Origin of the sequence: Alkalibaculum sporogenes, from assembly GCF_009362815.1 — a bacterium.
Taxonomy (GTDB): domain Bacteria; phylum Bacillota; class Clostridia; order Eubacteriales; family Alkalibacteraceae; genus Alkalibaculum_A; species Alkalibaculum_A sporogenes.
The window spans coordinates 150,677-174,451 of record NZ_WHNX01000005.1; the positions used below are offsets into that span (position 1 = coordinate 150,677).

Consider the following 23,775-nt stretch of genomic DNA (forward strand, 5'->3'; position numbering starts at 1 on the left):
TTTTCTTTAACTCATTGTAATATAATAAACTAAAATCATACGTACCCAAGGTTACATAATTCATAGTTTTATTAAATAATTATTTTTCGAATTTACACTCAATAATGTTTTCTGTTAAGAAACCACTATTGTATTTAAGGTTCTTACATTCTTCTTTACAAAATACATGTAACAAATGTTACGAAATAAGAGGTCGATAATAATGTACGAAAAATGGTCAAAAATATTATCTCATACCCAGCTTTTTAAAAATATTGATACAACTTCAATCAACACCATGCTCAACTGTTTAAAACCACCTATACATGAATTTGCAAAAAATGAATATATCACGGTAGAAGGAGATACTTTTGAAGGAATAGGCATTATTCTTTTAGGAGAAGCTACTATCGCTAAAGAAAATATGGCTGGAAATAGGATAATAGTTCATTCTATAAAGCAAGGCGACATATTTGGAGAAATGGTGGCCTTCTCAAATAAAAATACATGGCCAGTTTCTGTAAATGCAACGCAAAAAACTACAGTTGTTTTTTTGCCACCAGAAAAAATCACTGGGAGTTGCGTTAACATGTGCTTCAGCCATCAAGAACTTATATTAAATTTACTAAACTTAGTATCAAATAGAGGTCTATTTTTAAACAAAAGAATCGAATATCTTTCTATTAAAAATGTTCGAGAGAAAATTAGCGTTTATTTATTAGAACAATATGAAAGAGCTGGAAAAATAGTGTTTAAAATCCCTCATAATAGAAATGAGTTGGCAGAATTTTTAAATGTTACACGGCCTTCTTTATCTCGAGAAATGGCTAAAATGAGAGATGAAGGAATAATAGAATTTCAAAAATCTTCTGTTGCTTTAACAGATATAGATGCACTCAAAAGTTCAGTTCATTAAACTACTTATGCAGTAGTCCACTATAATTTATAAAAACCACAGTGAAACTAGCTTTGCAAGTTTTTCTGTGGCCTGTATCCGACGGTAATAGTTTACTCTATAATTTCTCCATAAAACCATACATAAGTTGACTAGATGAATTCAACTCTTCTATAGATGCTGCAATTTCTTCTAAACTAGAGGCTTGAACTTCAAATACTCCATTAGAATCTCCAACCTTCTTATGAATCGTCTTAATAGAATCGCTGACCCCTTTAAGAACTGTATCAACTCTTTTTATAGAATCACTAGTAGAACCAGATAACTTCCTTATCTCCTTAGCAACTACATCGAAACCTCTCCCATATTCACCAGCTCTAGCAGCTTCAATAGCAGCATTTAACCCTAACAAATTTGTTTGTGATGATATTTCTTGTATAAAGTTTAAAATATCATTGGTATCCGCTGTTTTTTCATTGGCTTCCTCAACAATGGATAATATTTGTTCATTTGCATCTACTACTTCTTGTACATTTACATTCAGATCATTAATAGCTTCTGTTATTTGCTCTAAAGATGATTTTATATCGTTAAAGGCGCTCATAAACTCTGTTTTCTTCTTAAGACTTTTTGCTAATAAGACTGCTCCTTCTATTTTTCCATTTTCGTTTTTAATAGGAATAGTGTATGACTTAAAGGGAATGTCAACCCCTGCTGAATATTCTCCTTTAAATACTTTTCCTTCATCAATTATTTTTTTTACAGGCAATGCTAATGGCTTGCCTATTGAAGAATCCATATCCCTTACTTCTGAACTTCTAACTACATTATAAACTTCTCCATCTGATATAGCGATAGATACCTCTTCATCCATAATTATTGGAATAAAGTCCATTATCTCAGCAAAAGCGTTTAAAATATCATTATTAAATAATTTTTCGCTCAATACAATCCTCCCCCTTTATACATTTCATTTATATCTAATTCGCTATAATTCTGTTTTTAAATTTATACAAGTAAAATATCTACGTAAAAAAAATTCTAGACCATTTAACTCATCAATGTGTCTCTTATAACTTCTCCATAAAACCATACATTAATTGTGTTGAAGAATTTAATTCTTCTATAGATGCTGCAATTTCTTCTAAACTAGAGGCTTGAACTTCAAATACACCATTTGAATTCCCTACTTTTGTATGAATCGTCTTAATAGAATCACTGACCCCTTTAAGGACTGAATCTACTCTTTTAATAGAATCACTAGTAGAACCAGATAACTTCCTTATTTCCTTAGCAACTACATCGAAACCTCTCCCGTACTCACCAGCTCTAGCAGCTTCAATAGCAGCATTTAACCCTAACAAATTTGTTTGTGATGATATCTCTTGTATAAAGTTTAAAATGTCGTTGGTATCCGCAGTTTTTTCATTGGCTTCCTCAACAATGGATAATATCTGTTCATTTGCATCTACTACTTCTTGTACATTTACATTCAAATCATTAATAGCTTCTGTTATTTGCTCTAAAGATGATTTTACATCATCAAAAGCACCTACAAAATCTCTTTTCCTCTTAAGACTTTTTGCTAATAAGACTGCACCCTCTATTTTTCCATTTTCACCTTTAATAGGTATTGTATACGATTTAAATGGAACAGTAATATCTGTTGTATACTCTCCTACGAATATTTCACCTTTGTTAATTAGACTCATAATTTGATCATCTAATGGTTGCCCAATTGACTCATCTGCATCGACTTCCAATGCTTCTGAACTTCTAATGGCCTTGTACGTTTTACCGTCTGTCAGCATAATAGTTACTGGTTCATCCATTATAATGGGTAAATAATCCATAATTACATGAAATGCATTCATAATATCGTTTTCAAAAATTCTTTCATTCACTGTAATCCGACCCCCTTTTTTCTTATATCGGATTGTTTATAAACTAATTAATATCATTTATTAGTAATTTGTTTTAAATATATAATTTACCTAAGTTTATTACGGTTTTTCTCTTTAGATCCTCGTTTACTTCTTTTTTCCTTTCTAGACTTCCTACAAGCAGGGCATCTTTCCGGTTCACTTTCGAATCCTTTTTCTTTAAAAAATTCTTGTTCACCTTCTGTGAATACAAATTGACTGTCACAATCTTTACACACTAAATTTTTATCTGTCATCATATATCTCCTTTTTTCATATTATTTCATATCTTATCAATAATAATCTCTATTCTTATACATCTATAGAGTAGTTCTCATCTAATTCCTTCATTTCTTTTAAAATATTTTGTGCAATTTTTTTATTTAAATCAGCCTTTATGACTATTTTCATAATTTCCTTTATACGTTGTCCTTTGTCTTTTTGATACAATTGTACAACTTTTAGATTCGCTTCTTCTAATTCCTCTTCATGTATTTGAAGAAAATCTTGATATAAATTTTCTAGGGAGTTATCACAATCATTTATTGAATTCTTAAAAAATATTTCAAGTTCCTCTAATGTTAAAATTCCTTTTAAGTGATATATCATAATGAGTTGCATCATTTGAACTCTACTGTATTTCTTTTTGATTGGTTTTGAGATTAAATTTGATTTAACGTAATTATTCACCATTGTTTTGGTCATTATCTTTTCATCCTGATCTACCTTATAGCTTTCTATTATTTGTTCTAATATAGTTATTACTTGATCCATATACAAATCTATATGTGGTATATCACTACTTTTAAGTTTCTGAAATTCTTTCAAACTTTTCCCCTCCTGTATAAAAAACTTTTCTAAATGTTATACTAAATTATATGATATATATCATTATATTACAAATATTTTATTGACACTTACTACTTATTGCGTTATTATTGACTCAACAAGTAGTATTAATTACTACATGAGAGGTGTTGACTTTATGAAAATGCGTGAACCTGTTAATTCAATTACTCATTTGGTAGGTGTAATCTTATCTTTATTTGGATTCATCTTACTAATATTCTCTTCTATAAGTACTTTTAGCATTGCCAATATTATAAGCTCTATTATATTTTCGTTTGGGCTAGTAGGTTTATATACAGCTTCTACCGTATACCATTGGAAGATTGCTTCAGATGAGAAACTAGAGTTCCTAAGAAAAATAGATCATATCATGATATATATTTTAATCGCTGCCACTTATACTCCTATAGGTTTAATTCCTTTGAAAGGTGCTATCGGTTACTCTCTATTAACTATTGTATGGACATTAACTGTCATTGGTATTATACTGAAAGTCTTTTGGATGAATGCTCCGAGATGGATTTGTACAGGGTTTTATTTATTATTAGGTTGGATATCTGTATTCTTTATTTACCCTATGACAAAAGCTCTTCCACCAATAGCAATTACACTCTTAGTAGTTGGCGGCATAATGTATTCTATCGGAGCTATTATTTACGGCAAAAAGCCAGAGAAATTAAAAATTGGTAAGTTTAAATTCCATGAAATATTTCATATATTTATATTACTCGGTAGTTTTTTTCACTTTGTAATGATATTTGGATATGTAATAGTTTGAAACCATGTCATTAGCTCTTTTTAGGGACACTTGTGTCCCTATCTTAAGTTCCATGATAAACTCTTTATAATTAAAATTAGTTAATAATTAATTGTGGGGATTTCTCCATTTTCAAACCTATTGCATTTATCTATTGAATTACACGAATTACAAGGTCTTGACAGTTTATCTGCACGGTATATAAACTCACTCAAATTTGATGGATGATTACTCTCTGTTCGGTGATGTCCAATTGCATCACATATCAGTTTTATCTCTCGTTGATCAAAACCACAGTCTTTTAGTATATCTAGGGCTAGTCCTTTACTTGCTATAGCATGATCAATTCCTTCTTGATACTCTTTCCACCTACCTATATCATGTAGAATTGAACAGGCATATATAATCTCTTTGTCTAAATTAGCTTTGTTCTCCAAATTTAAAATATAACAAATTCTAGCTACGTCTAAAAAATGAGTCATTTCATGTTTGCAAAACACTCTAGTTTCCTCTAGTGTAGCTATCCTTCTCAGATACTCTTTGAAATTATGGTGAAGTAAAATCTTATTAAATCTATCCAATATTAACCTCCAAATAGTTAAAGACGGTTCTTGAAGAACCGTCCTTCCTATATCTCTTTTATTACTGTTTCAAGTCCTTCTAATTGTTTAACTACTTCACTAATTGCTACATCTTTAATTAATAAATCTGGTGCGATTTCGTATAGAGGAATCATTACAAAAGCCCTCTCAGTCATACGTGGATGAGGTACTATAAGTGATTCTTGATTACTACTATAATTTTCATACAACAAAATGTCTATGTCAATTGTTCTTGGACCCCATCTTACTATACGCTTTCTTTTTAGTTGGGTTTCTATAAGTTGACAGTATTGAAGTAATTCTTTTGGTTCTAGTGTAGTCTCGACTTCTACCACCATATTTAAAAACCAGTCCTGATTTTCATACCCTATAGGCTCTGTTTTATAATAAGAAGATTTTTTTAGAACTACTATATCTTTCGAAGATCTCAAAATATCTATAGCATTGTCCAAATGTTCTTTTGTATCCCCAATATTACTGCCTAAACCTAAATACGCTTTAGCCATTGCGCGTTCTCCTTAATTCTATAGCAAAGTAATCATAGATACCTTCTACAGGTGCCTCAGGTTTTTTTAGCGTTACTTTTATTTCTTGGATAATCGAGTATGTTGCTAAAATCTCACTAATAATAGTTTCTGCTACTGCTTCAATTAAATTAAACTTTTCTTCTTTAAAAATCCTCTTAATTATTTCGTATACCTCTGCATAACTCACAGTATAACTCAAATTGTCAGTTTCCCCTGCTTTTAAAAGGTCAACATATAATTCTACATCTATAAAGAACTTCTGCCCTAATCTCTTCTCTTCCTCTAGTACTCCGTGATATCCATAAAACCCTAAATTTTTCATTATAATTTTATCCATAAAATTTTCCCCTTAGAATTGCATCTGCTACTTTAGCTGCCCGAACGTTTTCTTTGACATCGTGAACCCGGAGTATATTTGTTCCTTTCATAATCCCTATTACTGATGTAGCTACGGTTCCATCTACTCTTTCTTTTGGAGGTAAATCTAGAATCTTGCCAATCATGGACTTTCTTGATGTCCCGAGTAAAATTGGTAAACCTATAACTTTAAGTTCCTCTAATCTACCCATTACACGCAAATTTTGTTCTAACGTCTTTCCAAATCCAATGCCTGGATCTAATATTATATTTGATCTATCTACACCATTTGACATGGCTATTTCTACCGATATCTTTAAAAAGCTAATCAATTCTTCCATTATGTCTCCACTATATTCAGTAGTCTCTTGATTATGCATGAGGATTACAGGAGCATTGTACTTTCCAACTACACTAGCCATTCTTTTATCTTTTTGGAATCCCCATATATCATTAATCATATCCACTCCGTTCTCTAAAGCTGCTTGTGCAACGTTTGGCTTATAAGTGTCTATAGATACAGGTATATTAATATTTTCTTTTAATGCACGAATAATTGGTATCACTCTGTTAATTTCTGCTTCATCACTAATTACTTCATAACCTGGCCTAGTAGATTCTCCACCTACATCTATAATATCTGCTCCTAATTCCACCATTTCTTTTGCATGTAGTATTGCTTGATCATTACTAAAAAAATCTCCACCATCGGAAAAAGAATCTGGTGTAATATTTAGAATACCCATTATATAAGTCTTATCCTCAAAGTCAAACATGTCTTTTACTGACATCACACGAATCTCTCCTTAACTATTCCAATTAATAAATGACATTGCCTCAGCCCTAGCTTTCGCATCAGTAGCAAATGTTCCTCTTACAGCAGATGTTATAGTTTTAGAACCTGGCTTCTTTACTCCACGCATAGTCATACACATATGTTCAGCCTCTATTACAACTATTACTCCATATGGAGACAATTTACGCATGATAATATCTGCAACTGATGCTGTCAACCGTTCTTGTAATTGTGGCCTTTTAGATATAGTCTCGACAACTCTTGCTAATTTACTAAGTCCAGTCAGTTTACCGTGTTTTGGTAGATATCCAACATGAGCTTTTCCAAAAAACGGCACAAGATGATGTTCGCACATAGAATAAAAAGGTATATCTTTAATTAATACCAATTCTTCATGTTTCTCTTCCTGAAAATACACGTCTAAATGTTTTTCTGGATCCTCATTTAATCCTGAGAATATCTCTTCATACATCTTAGCAATTCTCTTAGGTGTATCTAATAAGCCTTCTCTATTAGGATCTTCACCTACTGCCTCAAGTATTTCTCTTACTGCATTCTCTATTCTCTGCTTATCCATGTAGTAACCTCCACTTTTTAATAGTTATAATTTCTATAATGCTCCATGATATATTTTGTTAATGTATAGTTCTGAATTTGAAATTCTTTATAATCCAACAAGTTAACAGGCATGATTTCCATTAAGCTATTTGTGATAAAAATTTCATCTGCACAAGTTAAATCTTCATTAGTAAAATAGCCTTCTTCTATAGGTAACTTTAGTAATTTTACAAGTCGAATAACCTTGTCCCTAATTATACCAGATAACAACCCATTATTTAAAGCTGGCGTAAATATTACACTATCTTTCACGAAAAAAATATTGCTCATAGTTCCCTCTGATAAAAAACCTTTTGTATTATAAAGTATTGCTTCGTTATATCCATTTTCTTTTGCTATATTTAGTATTAATAGATTCTCTAAATAATTATTGGTTTTTATATCTACAAGGATTGATAATTCGTTCCTTATGGCGCTACTAGTCATAATACTAAGACCTTTTAAAATCATCTCCTCACCATATGGATTTTCTCTTGAAGTAATAATTACATTATTTTCTTGATCACCTTTACTACAAGTAATTCGCAACACACCATCATTTATTTTATTTGCCAAAATCAACTCTTCACAATAAGTATAAACTTGAGAATATTCTAAATGAAATTTAATACCTATCTTCTCACTACTTTTTGATATTCTATCCATATGTTCATTAAAAAACAAAATCTTATTATATTTTACCTTTAAAGTCTCAAATAACCCATAACCATATAAATACCCTTGGTCAAGAGGAATTAATTGATTATCTGTCAATATACCATTACAGCTTATATATTTCATATCACATACCTCATTTTAGATCTATGCCTCTCAGTGCTTGTTTAATTTGATTATAACTTTTAAAGATTACTAGACTAACTTCTTATAAATAATTAAACATACCTTCTTTTGAGTGCATCCATTAAAGCTCTTGCTTTGTGAAATGACTCTTCATATTCTAGTTGGTTTTGGGAATCCCACACGATTCCTCCTCCTGCTTGAAAATAAGCCTTGCTATCTTTGCATAAAATTGTTCTAATTACTATATTTAAATCTAAATCTCCATTAAATCCTACATATCCAATAGAACCTGTATATATATTTCTTTGTGTTGGCTCTAATTCATCAATAACCTCCATAGCCCTAATTTTAGGCGTTCCAGTTATAGATCCACCTGGAAAAGTTGCTTTTATACAATCAATAGAATCTAAATCATTTTGAAGTTCTCCTGTAACTGTAGCAACTAAATGAAACACAGTTTGATATTCCTCTAACTTAAATAGTTCTGGTACTTTGACAGTACCTGTCTTGGAGATTTTTCCAACATCATTTCTTTCTAAGTCTACTATCATTAACAACTCTGATTTATCTTTTTCACTATTCATAAGCTCTAGTCTATTTTTTTGATCTTCTTCTGGATCTTTTCCCCTTGGTATGGTTCCCTTAATTGGCCTCGCTTCTATCTTTTTATTATTTATACTTATAAATCTCTCTGGTGAGCTACTGACCACCTGTCCTTCTGCACCAAAGTCTATAAAGCTTGCAAATGGAGCAGGATTTATTTCTCTAAGCTGACAATACAAATCAAAAGGAGTTACATTTAAATCACAATCAAATCTCTGGGTAAGGTTTACTTGATAAATATCCCCTGACTTTATGTACTGATGAATAGTATCTAAGGCCTGCATATATTCATCCTGTGTAAAATTACTGTTAAATGTAATGCTTTCATCTGTATAAAACTCTTTTTTTTCAGTTGGTAAAGTAGCATTTATAATAATATCTTCGATATCACCAATTATTGAAGTTTCTTCACCTTTTATGCCTAGTGAAGCTATATAAGTTTTGTTTTTTCGATGATCAATAATAATAACTCCATCATAAAATCCCAAGTGACAATCTGGTACACCTATATCATCAATGGCTTGTCGTGGAAGATCTTCTATATGATGGCATAAATCATATGAAAAAAAACCTACTGCCCCTCCTACAAAAGGCAAATGTGATGTATAATCCCTATGATATTTATTCATGAGCTCCTTTAAAATATCAAAAGGGTCACCTGTGTAAACCTTTACGTCACTCTCCTTTTTAATTTCTATAGTATTACCCTTACATCTAAATACTAAGAATGGATCAAACCCAATAAACGAGTATTTTCCTAGAGTATCGTGGTCTCTCCCACTATCTAGAAAAAAACTATATTCACGTTCTTTAAAAATAGTATATAACTCAAGGCTATCTAACTGCGTATTTATTTCTTTGATTAACATCTTGCATCATTCCTTTGGCCATTTCATAAAAATTCTCAAGTAGTTCCATTCCTTGCTCTGTTAGAATTGCTTCAGGATGAAATTGTACCCCTTCAATAGGATACTTTTTATGCTTAATTCCCATAATTTCTCCTTCTTCAGTCAAAGCTGTAATTTCAAAACAGTCTGGCATATTTTCTCGTTCAATGATAAGAGAATGATACCTTGTTACTTTAAATGGATTGTTTAAACCATAGAAAACACCTTGATTATTGTGTTTTATAGGATAAACTTTCCCATGAACAGGCTCTTTTGCTTGAATAATATTACAACCAAATGCTTGTCCAATGGTTTGATGACCCAAACATATTCCTAATATCGGAATCTTTCCTTTAAATTCGTCAATAATTTCTAAACAAATGCCTGTCTCATTAGGTGTACATGGACCCGGAGATAAAACAATCATCATAGGATTTATTACCTCAATTTCCTTTAATGTTATCTTATCATTTCTCTTAACTAAAACTTCTTGTCCAAGACATCCAAGATACTGTACTAAGTTATACGTAAATGAATCGTAATTATCTATCATTAAAATCAAGTTTTTCACCTCACTATTAACCGCATTTTCCTACACATTATATTATATAGTAGCAGCATAGTTCAATAAACAATTATTTTTTACCTATTATCGCATATTTCAATCCAACTAAAGGACTAAAGATATGATACTTAAACCTTAAGTATCATATCTGGTTAAGCTTTCTTTTTGTTCTTGTTTGGAACAAATCTAATTGCAGCACTATTGATGCAATATCTAAGCCCGCCTTCCTCCCTTGGCCCATCTTCAAATACATGTCCTAAGTGCGAGTCCGCATCCCTACTGCGAACTTCTTTTCTTTTCATACCATGTGTTATATCTTGTTTTTCAATAACTTGATTGTCTGAAATTGGTTTCGTGAAACTGGGCCATCCACATCCAGAATCAAATTTATCTTTAGAAGAAAATAATTCTTCACCTGACACAATATCTACATAAATACCCTCTTCATGGTTATCCCAGTATTCATTATCGAAAGGTTTCTCTGTTCCATTTTCTTGTGTAACATGGTATTGTAATTTAGTTAATTTATTTAAAGCTATCTCTTTATTTTTCATATACACCTTTTCCTTCATCATTTCTTTTGTTTATATTTACCTTAGTCATTTCGATTTAAACATTCTACTATATTATTAGTATCTCCTTATCGTGGATTTTAATATAGAATTTATATAGTAATTGTACTTACACCTTAAACTAAACAACTACATAAGCATATTATTCAAGAGTTGTTCTATAGAAAACAATACGTAGTTATTTAACTTTAATTGAAAACACTACTTTCCAGTGCTATAATATTTAATTAACTAAGTATACTATACTTTAAATTTTAAGGGAAAGTGATGAATGATGGAAAATGTGGTTCAGGAAATAAACAAATTAAAGAAAGAAAAAAAAGCAATTATACTCGCACACTATTATCAAAGACCTGAAATACAAGAAATTGCTGATGTTGTAGGAGATTCCTATTACCTTAGTAAAATTGCTAGAGATTGTAAGGAACAACTTATTATTTTTTGTGGAGTTAAATTTATGGCTGAAAGTGCTAAAATCTTATCTCCTGAAAAAACAATTCTCCTCCCTGTATTAGATGCAGGCTGTCCCATGGCGGATATGGCAGATGAAGAAGGTATTTCAAAGTGGAAGCTCGATCATCCAAACGCAGCTGTAGTTGCATATATTAACTCTTCAACAGAAGTAAAAGCACTTTGTGATGTTTGTGTTACTTCTTCAAGTGCAGAAAAAATTATAAATAATATTGATAGTGATGAAATCCTATTTTTGCCTGATGAAAACCTAGGCGGTTATCTCTCAGAGAAATTTCCAAGCAAAAAATTTATTCTTTGGAAAGGTTTTTGTATTACACATAAAAAGGTTAACCCTAAAAGTATTGTAGCCATAAAAGAGCAAATTCCCGATATAAAAGTTTTAGTACACCCAGAATGTGAACACGAAGTGCGAAGTTTAGGGGATTATGTAGGTAGTACAAGCGGCATTATAAATTTTGCCACTGAGAATGATTTCAAAAATTACCTTATTGTAACTGAAGAAGGCATTCTACACGAATTGAAGATGAAAAATCCAGACAAAAACTTCTATGTACCTGGTAAAACTATGACTTGTGTAAATATGAAAAAAACTACTCTAGAAGACGTGTATGAAAGCCTAGTCAACAATACATTTGAAATCAAACTCGATGAAGATCTACGGTTAAATGCGCTCCATTCTCTTATGAGAATGCACGAGCTATCGAGTTAATACTATGAATCAAGTTTACGATGTTGTCATAGTAGGTTCAGGGTTATCCGGATTGTACTGTGCTTTAAACTTAGATAGTAATTTAAATATTTTAATAGTCTCTAAGGGGCAACTTGATGAAAATAATACTTATTTAGCACAAGGTGGAATATCAACAGCAAAAAATGATGAAGATTTAGATTCATATATTCAAGATACTCTAAATGCAGGACAGCATAAAAATGATATAAGTGCTGTCACTACATTAGCTAAAGAATCAATGGAGAACATAACTTTACTTGAAAAACTCGGAGTTCCATTTGATAGAATAGATGGCAATTTATCCTTTACAAAAGAAGGTGCTCATTCTATTAATAGAATTGTACATGTCAAAGATGAAACAGGCAAATATCTGTGGAAAACCCTAATTGATTGTACAAAAGAGAAATCAAATATAACTATTATGGATAACACTTACTTAGCAGACATTATCTATCGAGATAATACATGTTATGGGGGAATTATCTTTAATAAAGGAAAACAAGTTAATGTATACTCAAAATTTATTGTATTGGCTACTGGCGGTATTGGTGGAATTTTTAACGATTCTACTAGCCAAAGAATTCTTATTGGTGACGCAATCACATTAGCGTTAAAGCACAATATAAAAGTTAAGGATTTAGAATATATACAATTCCATCCAACCGGTCTTTATGATAATGATTATTATGGTAGACGTTTTCTAATTTCAGAGGCAGTAAGAGGTGAAGGTGGAATTTTATTAAATGAACATGGTAAAAGATTTGTAAATGAGCTTTTACCAAGGGATATAGTAACAAATGCAATCAGAGAAGAAATTCGTAAATCTAAAGTCCCCTATGTATTCCTAGACATTTCATTTCTACCGAAATACTTTATATTAAAGCGTTTCCCTATGATATACGAAAAGTGCTTACAAGTTGGAATCGACATCTCCAAAGACCCTATGTTAGTAATACCTTCTCAGCATTATCATATGGGAGGAGTGATGGTGGACTTAGATTCTAAAAGCTCTATGCATAGACTATACGTGATTGGGGAAGCCGCTTGCACTGGAATACATGGTAAAAATAGATTAGCGAGCAATTCATTGTTAGAGGGACTAGTTTTTTCTAAACGTGGAGCCGACTCTATTAATTCTAGTTTTCAAAGTATAACTATTAAAAAAGTTCCCGCAGCCCAAATTAACCAAACACCAAATGAACTTTCGAAATATAATAAACAACTATTAAAGAAAGAACTGCAAAGGAGGTCTTCAGATTTATATGATGAATTATTTGATAATAGATGAAATTATTAAAAATGCCTTGAATGAAGATATAACGAGCGAGGATATTACTACTAATAGTATTGTACCAGAATCATCAGTTGCTACTGTAGATTTAATAGCTAAAGAGGAAGGAACCTTAGCTGGGCTGTATGTGTTTAAGCGAGTATACGATATCTTAGGTGATGTAGATGTTCAATTTATTAAATTAGAAGGTGATCTAGTCACTTCTGGCGAAAAAATCGCTTTTCTAAAAGGAAATACTAGAAAAATTTTAACAGGTGAAAGAGTAGCCCTAAATTTAATGCAAAGAATGAGTGGAATTGCAACACTTACCAAAAAATACACAGATAAATTACAAGGCACTAAAGCGAAATTAATAGATACGAGAAAAACAACTCCTGGCCTAAGAGTATTAGAAAAATACGCGGTCAAAGTTGGAGGTGGAAATAACCATCGATTTAATTTATCCGACAGTATTTTAATAAAAGATAATCATATCAGTGCTGCTGGTAGCATCTCAAACGCAATTATATCTGCCCGTAAAAACGCATCATTTGTAAACAAAATAGAGATTGAGGTGGAAAATTTAGAAATGCTTCAGGAAGCTCTTGATGCCGGTGCTGATATTATTATGTTAGATAATATGAGCCTAGAAATGATGGAACAAGCAGTACGCATTATCAATAAAAAAGCTATAATCGAGGCCTCCGGAAATGTTAGTTTAACGACAATCAATTCAATAGCACATACTGGAATAGATTTTATATCAGTAGGTAATATTACCCACTCTGTAAATGCATTAGATATAAGCATGAAAAACATGCAAATAAGTTGTTAATTAACTATATACACTATCACTACAATTTATGATATACTATTATGGACTATGTAAAATAAGGATGGTATTTAATGATAACTGCAACAAATATTAGTTTAAGGTATGGAGAGCAAAAGCTCTTTGAAGATGTAAGTTTAAAATTTACAGACGGAAATTGTTATGGAGTAATTGGAGCAAATGGTGCTGGCAAAAGTACCTTTTTAAAGATTTTGTCTGGTGATATAGAGCCTAATACTGGAGGCGTTAGTATGCCGCCAATGTCAAGGTTATCTGTTTTGAAACAAGATCACTATCAGTTTGATGATAAAGTTGTATTGCAAACTGTTATTCTTGGTAATCCGCGTCTTGCTGAAATAATGGCTGAAAAAGATTTTCTTTATTCTAAACCTGATTTTAGCGACGAAGATGGTATCAAGGCCTCAGAATTAGAAGGTGAATTTTCTGACTTAAACGGGTGGGAGGCAGAATCCGAAGCATCTTCATTACTGCAAGGCTTAGGAATCTCTACAGACTTACACGACAAAAATATGTCTCAATTACAAGGATCTGAAAAAGTAAAAGTACTTTTAGCCCAAGCTCTATTTGGTAAACCTGGTGTTTTAATATTAGATGAGCCAACAAACAGCTTAGATCTACCTTCCATTAATTGGTTAGAAGAGTTTTTAATCAGTTTTGCAGGTACAGTTATTGTAGTTTCCCATGATAGATACTTTTTAAATAAGGTATGCACACATATTTGCGATGTGGATTTTGGGAAAATTAAAATGTTTATGGGCAATTATGACTTTTGGTATGAATCGAGCCAACTTGCTCTTCAAATGGCGCGAGATCAAAACAAGAAAAAAGAAGACAAAATTAAAGAATTACAAGAATTTGTGGCTAGATTTAGTGCAAATGCATCTAAATCTAAACAAGCAACATCACGTAAAAAAGTATTAGAAAAGATTACATTAGACGATATACAGCCCTCATCTAGGCGTTATCCTTATATTTCTTTTAAGCCAGATAGAGAAGTTGGCAATGAAATTCTTACTGTTGATAATATTAGTAAAACCATCGATGGTGTGAAAGTTCTAAATGGCATCAGCTTTGCTGTTACTAAAGATGACAAGATTGCTTTAGTCTCATCAGATGAACTTGCTAATAGCACCTTAATTAAAATACTAACTGGTGAAATAGAACCTGATGAAGGCTCTTATAAATGGGGAGTGACAATTACTAAATCTTATTTCCCAAAAGATAATTCGACCTTTTTTAATAACTCCAATCTAACTATCGTAGATTGGATGAAACAGTTTTCTAAGGATCAAACAGAGACGTACGTACGTGGTTTCTTGGGTAGAATGCTTTTCTCAGGTGAAGAATCACATAAAATTGTAAATGTTCTCTCAGGTGGTGAAAAAGTTCGATGTATGCTTTCAAGGATGATGCTAAGTGACGCAAATTTCTTAATTCTAGACCAACCTACCAATCACCTAGATTTAGAATCCATTACTGCGTTAAATAATGGCTTGCGTGAATTTAAGAGTAGCTTAATATTTTCCTCACATGATCACCAATTCATACAGACCATCGCCAATAGAATCATTGACATTACTTCAACTGGAGTAATAGACAAAAAAATGTCTTACGATGAATATTTGGAAATCAAATAAAATAATAGCAGCCTACAAGAGCAGTTCAGTATGCTCATGTAGGCTGCTACTTTTTTATTTTTATGAAATATAATAATTTCTGGCCGTGTATATATTTTCTATTTATGGAGCAAAATATAAATATTAAATTCTTGGTCTAAGTCTCCATTTTTATATCTATAAAGTCTTAATTAGATCTAGAAAACAATATCTAAATGGAGTGATAAAATGAGATTGCCAGAACACCTAGGTATTATTCCAGATGGAAATAGAAGATGGGCACAAGATAGAGGAATGTCTAAAGAGCAAGGTTATGACAAAGGTATTAATCCTGGCTTATCCTTATTTTATACATGTAAAGAATTAGGAATCAAAGAATTAACCTATTATGGTTTTACAAAAGATAATACTAAACGCCCTACAGTCCAAAGATTAGCTTTCACTAAAGCCTGTATAGATGCTGTAAAATTACTATCTAAAGAAGATGCTTCTTTATTAGTTATAGGAAATACATCATCAGCTGTTTTTCCTAAAGAACTATTACCTTATACCAAACGACAAACATTTGGTAATGGATCTATTAAAGTTAATTTTCTAGTAAACTATAGTTGGGAATGGGACATCAGTTCTATCTGTGAATGTAACGATACTAAACCAGATCTTTATAAGAATATTCATTCATCTGATATCTCAAGGATTGATTTGATTTTACGTTGGGGAGGTAGGCGCCGTCTTAGTGGTTTTCTACCTATCCAATCAGTATATTCTGATTTCTATATTATAGATGAATATTGGCCTGATTATAAAGAAAGCCATATTCATGATGCACTAAATTGGTATAACAAACAAGATATAACACTCGGGGGATAGTTTAGTTCTATGTTTTATCTCCCCATCTATTAAATCCATTAATATTAATTTCAAATTTATCAAGAATTTTACCCACTATATGTCTATTGACATCCTCTAAAGATAATGGCTTATTGTAATAGCTCATCATAGGAGGTACAATAATTGCACCTGCTTCAGTAATAGAAATCATATTTTTTAAGTGAATAATACTCAGAGGCGTTTCTCTAGCAACTACAACTAATCTCCTTCTCTCTTTTAACGTAACATCTGCTGCTCTAAGCAATAGGTTGTCAGAGTATCCGCTTGCTATACCAGCAAGAGTTTTCATGCTACAAGGAACTATAATCATCCCGTCCGCTCTAAAAGTACCACTTGCTATAGAATCTCCAATATTCTTTATATCATATACTTTATCAGCTAATTCTTTTACTTGATCTATTTTATATTCAGTCTCAAGTAGTATGGTTTCTTCTGCACCCTTGGTAATGACTAGATGTGATTCATATTCCGGATTCTCTTTTAGTATTTTCAATATTTCAATTCCTAGAATCGCTCCACTTGCTCCGCTCATTCCAATAACGAGTCTTTTTTTATACTTTTTATTAATTAAATTTTCCATAAGTATTATGTACACACCTCTTAATCTTTATATATAATTCTATTTTAATTATATATTAAACCTACATGAACTCCTAGCATATGTTTTTACTTTTACATTTCTATAAGCTATCATCTTATATTTAAAATTTATTACAACTAACGAGACTCCTATTTAATAATCTAATAGGAGTCTCGTTATTATACAATTTCAAAATCAAAATCTTACTACTTATAACCGTTTCTCTTATCTATTGCTTCATCTCTAATTTCTTCCCTCATACCATTAAGTGCCTCTTTTCTTCTGCTATTTTTTGCTTTAAGAGTTTCTTTAGTTTTATAATCGTCAGTTACTTCAATTACATCTTCAGCAAGTTCAATATTTTGTATGGTTTTACCAATATTATATTCAATTTTATCCACATTATCTCTTCTGTCATCTGGCTTGTTTTTCATTTGTCATTACTCCTTTTTTGTAGTATTAGATATAAACTCTTTTTTATTATGCATAAATTATTACTTATTATTCTTAAGTACAACTGTAAATATAACCATATTTTTTAATTTTAACAATTAAAAACACCTCCTAGTTTATACAAAACTAAAAGGTATTATGAGTTGCATTTAATAATAAATCATACTTGCTTTTTTCAACTCTTCTTGGCTATTTAATATCTCGTATTCTTGTATACCGTGTATCGTAACAAAATCATTAATGAACTCTATAGTCTCGTTTATATCCTTAGCATGGGTCATTGCATAGAGATTATATGGCCATTTTTCATTTGATTTTCTTTCATAGCAGTGACTTACAATTGAGCTCTTAGCTAATATTTTCCCTAGCTTTTCAATGAGAATATTATCTGTTTTGAACACCACTAAAGCGTTAGCTGAGTACCCGGATTCATTATGCCTCAAAATTGCAGCTATACGCTTAAGACACCCTTCTTTTTTTAATTCAGTAAGCCTTTGAATTACCTCTTCTTCACCTATACCCAATTTGTTTCCTAGTTCTTTATAAGGATTTTCACATATTGGTAAATTACCTTGAATTTCTCTAATTAAATTTTTAGATACTTGATCCATAGTTCATCTCGCTTTCCATGTCAAAAAAAACACGCAACTTAAAATATTTTAAAGTTGGAAATTCCATAACATCCTTTAGTTGAAATTTATTTTTTAATTTCTCAATGTATTCATCTTTTTCCTTTTGGGTTGACAAGGCAAGAGTAAACCACATATTTAAATAATTTCCTCGCCTGTAATTATGAGTTACTCCCTTGCATTTATTAACATAATTTGCTACCTCCATAAAGATATCTTCAGGTACATGTAACCCTACAAGAGTAGGTTTATATCCCATTTTATTTACGTCAAAAATACCACCAAGTCGTCTAATATACCCCTCATCGGATAGTTGTTTAATTCTCTCTAATAATTCTTCACTTTTTACACCTAACTTTACTGCTATTTTTCTATACGGGTCACACTCTATGGGTAAACCAATTTGTAATTGATTTAGTATTTTTTTGTCTAACTCATCCATTTTTTTCCCTCCTATAACACCAAGGTTCTTGTGCTAAATAATTTCCATTATAGTAATATGCTCTCGCTCTACAACCACCGCATATAGATATATGTTCACACTTCCCGCAATCTCCCTCGTAATTTTTGTAATTTCTAAGTTGGTTAAATATTTTGCTCTTACTCCATATTTCACTAAATAGTGTTTCTCTTGTATCTCCAACTTCTACAGGTAAATATGGGCAGATATGCACTTTTCCATCAGGTAAAATACAACAATAACCTGTACCTGCAAGACAACCTCTAGTAAACCTTTGTTCTAAACCCATTTCTTTCGATATAGGCATAAATTGAGGTGCACATGTTGGTTTTAGCTCCATAGATGTTTTGCTCTGCAGATCCAAAATTCTTCTAATCATAGAGAAGTATGCTCTTTCTTTCAAACCATCTGCTTCCATGGAAATAGCTCTACCTGTCGGAACCAAAAAAAACGGATATACTGCATGTACTCCTTTTTTCTCATAGTAATTAATTATCTTTTCAAACTCATCTTGATTGTCTTCTGTAAGGGTTAAGTTAATTTGAACCCGAAGACCTGATCCTAGAGCATTTTCAATTCCTTCTTGTGCTTTTTCAAATGCACCCATACAACCTCTAAAATCATCATGATAGTTTCTATCCATGCTATCAAGACTTATTGCAATTCCTCTAAGCCCTGTTGACTTTAATTCCACAGCAATTTCTCTACTGAGTAATGTACCATTCGTTCCCATTGCTGGTATAATCCCTTCTTCTTTTGCTTTACTTATAAAATCAAATATATCATCTCTTAACAAAGGTTCTCCTCCACTTAGTACTAATAAACGGAACCCTGATTTTTTTATTTCTATTATTAGTTTTTTCCCTTCCTCAGTAGATAGTTCACTATCAGTATTTTCATTTATACTAGAGTCTCTAAAACAGTGTTTGCAATAAAGATTGCACCTTTTAGTTGTGTTCCAAGATACTAACATGATACACCTACTTCTCCAATACCAATTTCTTCATCTGATAAATAACATGCAGGATCTGATCCCCAAAAGTCTCCTGTGCTTAATGCTCTTGCTCTAAGGTTACCACTACATTGATCTATCCATTTACAGTTCTTACATCTTCCTTTTAAATAATTCTTTCTAGTCCTTAATTCCTGTAAAAAGGTATTTTCTTTTCCATTCCATATATCTCCAAATGTATTTTGTTTAATATTTCCTACAGATATACTTCTAGTAAATTGATCAATATACACGTTTCCCTCCCAATCCACAGAACTTAAGGCTATACCTGAGCGGTTTCCTCCGTTTATAGTAAGTAGTTTAAGTATTTCCTCTGCTTTTTGTTTGTTTTTATTCTCCATATAATTATATAAATAAATTCCGTCGCAGTGATTATCTACCGTTAGTATTTCTGTTTTAATATTTCTTTCTCCAAAATCTATAGTTTTCTCTATGATATAATCAAGTGCTTTTCTCTTTTCCTCTGGAGTTAAATCTTCATCCTTTATTTGTGATCCTCTGCCTGAATAAGCCAAATGATAAAAGCAAACCCTAGATATTTTTTCTGACTCTATAAAATCAAAAATAACACTAAGTTCTTTGTAAGTAGTTCTGCTTAGTGTAAGACGTAAACCAGTTTTTTGATTCACTTCTTTACAATTTTTAAAACCACTAAAGGCTTTTTCGTATGCGCCTTGTACACCTCTGAACGTATCATTCACTTTACCTATTCCATCTAAACTTATCCCTACATAACTTACTCCTAATTCCTTAATTCTTAGTGCCTTTTCCTTATCAATTAATGTTCCATTTGTTGAAATCACCATCCGAATTCCTATCTCTTTTCCATATTCTATTAATTCAAATATATCTCTTCTAAGTAATGGTTCTCCACCTGAAAAAAGCAGAACAGGAACTTTGTAGACAACGAGGGAATCCATAAAAGATTTTGCTTCTATTGTTGTAAGTTCTCCACATGTTTTACTTTGACTTGCCTCTGCGTAGCAATGTCGACATTTTAAATTGCAAGCTCTCGTACAATTCCATACTACTACAGGTCCTTTTCCTTCCGTCGTCCCACGCAATTGATTCTTGCTTTTAGGATCATACCTAAGAGAATCGCCAAAATGTTCTCTTTCAAGAAGTAGTTTCGAAAAACTGATCATGTAATTTGCCCCTTCCTAAATTAATGCTCTGATGCAGCTATACTAAAATTAGTTAAGCATTTCTATAACAATACCTATTCTTGCATTATAGTCTCTTATCAATGGTAATATACTGTATTTTTATATTGTCCTTAATTGTAAACAGATCAAACAACAGTAAAATCTCTTTTATCTTAATATTGCATTCATATTATTATCTAGGATATACTTCAACTACATGTAATATTTTTTATTGTCAATATTTATAAATTTGTTATATCGACAATGATATCACTACTTTCCTAGTAAGTTATAATAATCACCACTTGATTTTAGAAGATTAAATGGAGTTGACAAATATTGAAATATAGTAATATTGTAGAAGGTAAGTTCATTTCTCGTCCGAATCGTTTTATTGCTCATGTATTAATAAACGATAATATTGAAATATGCCATGTGAAAAATACAGGTAGATGTAAAGAACTTCTAGTCGAGGGGGCATGTGTATTTCTAGAATACAGTGACAATATAAAAAGAAAAACATCCTACTCTTTAATTGCAGTACAAAAAGGAAACAGACTTATAAATATTGATTCTCAGGCTCCGAATAAAGTTTTATATGAAGGTATTATGAATGGCGTGGTTTTTATGCCACAGTTTGAGAATATAACGATGATTAAACCAGAAAAGGTTTTTGGTTCCTCACGTTTAGACTTTTATATTGAAAATAATAATCTGAAAGGCTTTATAGAAGTCAAAGGAATTACATTAGAAGAAAATGGAATAGTAAAATTTCCTGATGCACCAACAGAAAGGGGCCTTAAGCATATATACGAACTTATTAAGGCAAAAGAAGAAGGATATCATTCTTATATAGTATTTATAGTTCAGATGAACGATGTTAAATATTTTACTCCAAATGATAAAACTCATAAAGAGTTTGGTGAAGCCTTACGATACGCAAAAGAAAAAGGCGTACAAATTTTTGCATACGAGTGCAATATAAGCCCTAGTAGTATTACCTTAAATGGTAAAGAGTGTAAGGTAATCCTTTGATTTTACGGACAATATGTATGTAATATCCTAGTTTAACTATTTCTTCTTTCTAATTCTAAAAGCACCTGCTTTACATTTAAACCACCTGCATAGCCTACTAGTTTACCACTTGCACCAATAACTCTATGGCAAGGATTAAAAATAGCAATAGGATTTTTATTATTTGCCATTCCTACAGCTCGGTAAGCCTTTTCATTACTAATTGTTTTAGCTATTTCTTTATAACTACACGTGTTCCCGTAAGGAATTTCTTGTAATGCCTTCCATACCTTTTTTTGAAACTCTGTTCCTTGTGGATTTATAATTAAATCAAACACTTTCCTTTTCCCACTTAGATATTCTTGAATTTGTAAATTTGCTTTCTTAAGCAAAGGTGTTTCAATTATATTTAACCCTTCCAACAGAATATCTCCATAACACAGATGTGTAATTGCGGATCCATTCTCAACAATCACTATTTTACCAACTAAAGTTTCATAATAATACCCATAATTCATAATGCCTTTAACCCCTTTCTCATTTGAATTTAATTATATCATTTTACTAATTATAATAAACCCTTCCTCTCATTTTCATTATAAGTAGAGATATTTATTTCACCATCTTTACTAATAGAAGCATAAAAAACCTCACTGTACTTATTAATTCCTTGTCCTTGTAGTTTATGAAATATCTCCTTTTCTGAAATTTCTATTTCTTTTAGTTTTTCTCTTTGCAATTTACCATCTATAATAATTGAATAGTATATATTAGCTTCTGATGATTCTAAATTCATATCTTTCAGTGTGATACTTTTATACTTTCGCTTCTTTAGTATGGATATATTCCCATTTGATTCTATTATTCCATAATGAATTACACTCATATCAAATACATCTTTTTCTCTTAGCAACATCAAAATATCGTCTATGCTATAATTAATCTTATTTATATTTTTCTGAATTAGCTTTCCATTTTCAATAATTACTGTAGGTTCAAAACTAATTATCTTTCTCAATTTGTTACTCTTCATAATTGAATGACTTACTAATCTTTGAAATAATGCTAGCAAAATTACTGCAAAGACTGTAGGCATGTGTTCAATGTTTGGATCGGCAATATCAGCGCCAACAATCGCCCCTAAAACAATTATTGATAAAAAATCAAAGACTGGCAATTCTCCTATGGGTCTCTTTCCCATAATAAATATTGTTGAGAAAAGCAAAAGAATCATAATGGTCAGAATTCTAAAAAATATTGTTACATAAACTTCCAATATTAACACCTCTATTTACGTATTATTAATTACTGTTGCCAATACTTTTAAAATTATCACAATATATCCTAAAAATGCTGATTATGCGTGCTTCTACTAATTACAAGAATAATAATATTAAGAATATAATTTTAATTAACATCAAATCATGTCAGCCTAAAGTAACTATTGTTAATTATGGGATATCATAGGATTTAACAAGACAAATCTTACTATTTCATCAATAATAATTCAATAAATTTATGCATTTATACAAAACTAACTTACTTGCACATTTTATAATCTTATAATCATCAAATTATATTCAATTATATTGACAAGAAAACGAAATTAATATACACTTAAATTACACATTTTAAGGATCCTTTTAGAAATTAGTTCCATATGTAAATGGTATCAATTCTAATCTCGATCTCTTTATAATTAATCTAACTACAAGCAAAAGAATATTTTAAAGGAGGTAACGATAGCATGATAATAATCGGAGAAAAAATTAACGGTTCAATCCCTTCCGTAGCTAAAGCAATAGCTGATAAAGACGCAGACTTTATTAGAAACCTTGCGAAAGTTCAAACGGAAGCAGGAGCAACTTATATTGATGTATGTGCATCAGTAGAAGATAGCATTGAACTTGAAACGATGAAATGGCTCATCGACTTAGTA

The 23,775-nt window shown here is 31.3% G+C and carries 29 protein-coding genes and 1 pseudogene; 9 read left to right on the forward strand and 21 right to left on the reverse strand.

Annotated elements, in window-relative coordinates:
* Window positions 1-202 precede the first annotated feature (202 nt).
* Window positions 203-895, forward strand: a complete 693-nt coding sequence (locus GC105_RS04635; RefSeq protein WP_152802186.1) for a Crp/Fnr family transcriptional regulator — start codon at window positions 203-205, stop codon at window positions 893-895.
* Between the two features lie 97 nt (window positions 896-992).
* Here GC105_RS04635 and GC105_RS17435 read toward each other — a convergent pair whose 3' ends face one another.
* The 4 genes from GC105_RS17435 to GC105_RS04655 all read right to left on the reverse strand — a co-directional run bounded on the left by GC105_RS17435 (window position 993) and on the right by GC105_RS04655 (window position 3,624).
* On the reverse strand, window positions 993-1,820 hold the full coding sequence (locus GC105_RS17435; protein WP_152802188.1) for a methyl-accepting chemotaxis protein: 828 nt from the start codon (window positions 1,818-1,820) through the stop codon (window positions 993-995).
* A 124-nt stretch (window positions 1,821-1,944) separates the two neighbouring features.
* Window positions 1,945-2,778 (reverse strand): methyl-accepting chemotaxis protein, encoded by an 834-nt coding sequence (locus GC105_RS17440; protein ID WP_343029952.1) that lies wholly within the window; start codon window positions 2,776-2,778, stop codon window positions 1,945-1,947.
* 86 nt (window positions 2,779-2,864) lie between these two features.
* The gene (locus tag GC105_RS04650; RefSeq protein WP_152802190.1) at window positions 2,865-3,053 is read right to left on the reverse strand and encodes a zinc-ribbon domain-containing protein; all 189 of its coding nucleotides are present in this window, start codon (window positions 3,051-3,053) and stop codon (window positions 2,865-2,867) included.
* Between the two features lie 55 nt (window positions 3,054-3,108).
* Window positions 3,109-3,624 (reverse strand): DUF1836 domain-containing protein, encoded by a 516-nt coding sequence (locus GC105_RS04655; RefSeq protein WP_152802192.1) that lies wholly within the window; start codon window positions 3,622-3,624, stop codon window positions 3,109-3,111.
* Window positions 3,625-3,781: 157 nt separating this feature from the next.
* Between GC105_RS04655 and trhA the strand changes: the two genes are divergently transcribed.
* Window positions 3,782-4,423, forward strand: coding sequence for a PAQR family membrane homeostasis protein TrhA (gene trhA, locus GC105_RS04660; protein WP_152802194.1), 642 nt, complete (start codon window positions 3,782-3,784; stop codon window positions 4,421-4,423).
* A gap of 80 nt (window positions 4,424-4,503) precedes the next feature.
* Here trhA and GC105_RS04665 read toward each other — a convergent pair whose 3' ends face one another.
* From GC105_RS04665 to msrB, 9 genes are all read right to left on the reverse strand, one after another.
* Window positions 4,504-4,983, reverse strand: a complete 480-nt coding sequence (locus GC105_RS04665) for an HD domain-containing protein (RefSeq protein WP_152802196.1) — start codon at window positions 4,981-4,983, stop codon at window positions 4,504-4,506.
* Window positions 4,984-5,030: 47 nt separating this feature from the next.
* A complete protein-coding gene (gene folK, locus GC105_RS04670) occupies window positions 5,031-5,510 on the reverse strand; it encodes a 2-amino-4-hydroxy-6-hydroxymethyldihydropteridine diphosphokinase (protein WP_152802198.1) in 480 nt (159 codons plus the stop codon).
* Window positions 5,503-5,868: a dihydroneopterin aldolase gene (gene folB / locus GC105_RS04675; protein WP_152802200.1), complete on the reverse strand. Its 366-nt coding sequence runs from the start codon at window positions 5,866-5,868 to the stop codon at window positions 5,503-5,505. The genes folK and folB overlap by 8 nt, the downstream gene beginning before the upstream one ends.
* A complete protein-coding gene (gene folP, locus GC105_RS04680; protein WP_343029955.1) occupies window positions 5,861-6,679 on the reverse strand; it encodes a dihydropteroate synthase in 819 nt (272 codons plus the stop codon). Before folP ends, folB begins: the two co-directional genes overlap by 8 nt.
* Window positions 6,680-6,694: 15 nt before the next feature.
* The gene (gene folE, locus GC105_RS04685; RefSeq protein WP_152802202.1) at window positions 6,695-7,261 is read right to left on the reverse strand and encodes a GTP cyclohydrolase I FolE; all 567 of its coding nucleotides are present in this window, start codon (window positions 7,259-7,261) and stop codon (window positions 6,695-6,697) included.
* A gap of 17 nt (window positions 7,262-7,278) precedes the next feature.
* On the reverse strand, window positions 7,279-8,082 hold the full coding sequence (locus tag GC105_RS04690) for an aminotransferase class IV (RefSeq protein WP_152802204.1): 804 nt from the start codon (window positions 8,080-8,082) through the stop codon (window positions 7,279-7,281).
* 92 nt (window positions 8,083-8,174) lie between these two features.
* Entirely contained in the window at window positions 8,175-9,554 is a 1,380-nt protein-coding gene (gene pabB, locus GC105_RS04695; RefSeq protein WP_152802206.1) for an aminodeoxychorismate synthase component I, read from the reverse strand.
* Window positions 9,520-10,134, reverse strand: a complete 615-nt coding sequence (locus GC105_RS04700) for an anthranilate synthase component II (RefSeq protein WP_152802208.1) — start codon at window positions 10,132-10,134, stop codon at window positions 9,520-9,522. The genes pabB and GC105_RS04700 overlap by 35 nt, the downstream gene beginning before the upstream one ends.
* Before the next feature lie 155 nt (window positions 10,135-10,289).
* Window positions 10,290-10,691, reverse strand: coding sequence for a peptide-methionine (R)-S-oxide reductase MsrB (msrB, locus tag GC105_RS04705; RefSeq protein ID WP_246169714.1), 402 nt, complete (start codon window positions 10,689-10,691; stop codon window positions 10,290-10,292).
* 289 nt (window positions 10,692-10,980) lie between these two features.
* Here msrB and nadA point away from each other — a divergent pair, with 289 nt between their 5' ends.
* From nadA to GC105_RS04730, 5 genes are all read left to right on the forward strand, one after another.
* Window positions 10,981-11,892 carry a quinolinate synthase NadA gene (gene nadA / locus GC105_RS04710; protein ID WP_152802210.1) on the forward strand — a complete coding sequence of 304 codons (912 nt, stop codon included), beginning with the start codon at window positions 10,981-10,983 and terminating at the stop codon, window positions 11,890-11,892.
* Window positions 11,893-11,896: 4 nt separating this feature from the next.
* The gene (locus tag GC105_RS04715; RefSeq protein WP_152802213.1) at window positions 11,897-13,201 is read left to right on the forward strand and encodes an L-aspartate oxidase; all 1,305 of its coding nucleotides are present in this window, start codon (window positions 11,897-11,899) and stop codon (window positions 13,199-13,201) included.
* Window positions 13,179-14,018 (forward strand): carboxylating nicotinate-nucleotide diphosphorylase, encoded by an 840-nt coding sequence (gene nadC, locus GC105_RS04720; protein WP_193708284.1) that lies wholly within the window; start codon window positions 13,179-13,181, stop codon window positions 14,016-14,018. Before GC105_RS04715 ends, nadC begins: the two co-directional genes overlap by 23 nt.
* A 71-nt stretch (window positions 14,019-14,089) precedes the next feature.
* Window positions 14,090-15,673, forward strand: a complete 1,584-nt coding sequence (locus GC105_RS04725; RefSeq protein ID WP_152802217.1) for an ABC-F family ATP-binding cassette domain-containing protein — start codon at window positions 14,090-14,092, stop codon at window positions 15,671-15,673.
* A gap of 207 nt (window positions 15,674-15,880) precedes the next feature.
* A complete protein-coding gene (locus GC105_RS04730; RefSeq protein WP_152802219.1) occupies window positions 15,881-16,522 on the forward strand; it encodes an undecaprenyl diphosphate synthase family protein in 642 nt (213 codons plus the stop codon).
* 7 nt (window positions 16,523-16,529) lie between these two features.
* Here GC105_RS04730 and GC105_RS04735 read toward each other — a convergent pair whose 3' ends face one another.
* The 6 genes from GC105_RS04735 to GC105_RS04760 all read right to left on the reverse strand — a co-directional run bounded on the left by GC105_RS04735 (window position 16,530) and on the right by GC105_RS04760 (window position 20,822).
* Window positions 16,530-17,123, reverse strand: a complete 594-nt coding sequence (locus GC105_RS04735) for a UbiX family flavin prenyltransferase (protein WP_152802221.1) — start codon at window positions 17,121-17,123, stop codon at window positions 16,530-16,532.
* Between the two features lie 206 nt (window positions 17,124-17,329).
* Window positions 17,330-17,557, reverse strand: coding sequence for a small acid-soluble spore protein Tlp (gene tlp, locus GC105_RS04740; RefSeq protein WP_152802223.1), 228 nt, complete (start codon window positions 17,555-17,557; stop codon window positions 17,330-17,332).
* A gap of 168 nt (window positions 17,558-17,725) precedes the next feature.
* The gene (ahbB, locus tag GC105_RS04745) at window positions 17,726-18,187 is read right to left on the reverse strand and encodes a siroheme decarboxylase subunit beta (RefSeq protein WP_152802225.1); all 462 of its coding nucleotides are present in this window, start codon (window positions 18,185-18,187) and stop codon (window positions 17,726-17,728) included.
* On the reverse strand, window positions 18,171-18,647 hold the full coding sequence (ahbA, locus tag GC105_RS04750) for a siroheme decarboxylase subunit alpha (protein ID WP_152802227.1): 477 nt from the start codon (window positions 18,645-18,647) through the stop codon (window positions 18,171-18,173). The genes ahbB and ahbA overlap by 17 nt, the downstream gene beginning before the upstream one ends.
* Window positions 18,640-19,638, reverse strand: coding sequence for a radical SAM/SPASM domain-containing protein (locus GC105_RS04755; protein WP_152802229.1), 999 nt, complete (start codon window positions 19,636-19,638; stop codon window positions 18,640-18,642). Before GC105_RS04755 ends, ahbA begins: the two co-directional genes overlap by 8 nt.
* On the reverse strand, window positions 19,632-20,822 hold the full coding sequence (locus GC105_RS04760) for a radical SAM/SPASM domain-containing protein (protein WP_152802231.1): 1,191 nt from the start codon (window positions 20,820-20,822) through the stop codon (window positions 19,632-19,634). The genes GC105_RS04755 and GC105_RS04760 overlap by 7 nt, the downstream gene beginning before the upstream one ends.
* A gap of 339 nt (window positions 20,823-21,161) precedes the next feature.
* Here GC105_RS04760 and sfsA point away from each other — a divergent pair, with 339 nt between their 5' ends.
* Window positions 21,162-21,857 (forward strand): DNA/RNA nuclease SfsA, encoded by a 696-nt coding sequence (sfsA, locus tag GC105_RS04765; protein WP_152802233.1) that lies wholly within the window; start codon window positions 21,162-21,164, stop codon window positions 21,855-21,857.
* Between the two features lie 32 nt (window positions 21,858-21,889).
* Here sfsA and GC105_RS04770 read toward each other — a convergent pair whose 3' ends face one another.
* Window positions 21,890-22,354: a methylated-DNA--[protein]-cysteine S-methyltransferase gene (locus GC105_RS04770; RefSeq protein ID WP_152802235.1), complete on the reverse strand. Its 465-nt coding sequence runs from the start codon at window positions 22,352-22,354 to the stop codon at window positions 21,890-21,892.
* Window positions 22,355-22,404: 50 nt separating this feature from the next.
* Complete coding sequence (locus GC105_RS04775; RefSeq protein WP_152802237.1) at window positions 22,405-23,112, reverse strand: YetF domain-containing protein; 708 nt, start codon at window positions 23,110-23,112, stop codon at window positions 22,405-22,407.
* Window positions 23,113-23,583: 471 nt separating this feature from the next.
* Between GC105_RS04775 and GC105_RS04780 the strand changes: the two are divergent.
* Window positions 23,584-23,775 (forward strand): annotated as a pseudogene (locus tag GC105_RS04780) (methyltetrahydrofolate cobalamin methyltransferase); the annotation flags it as partial.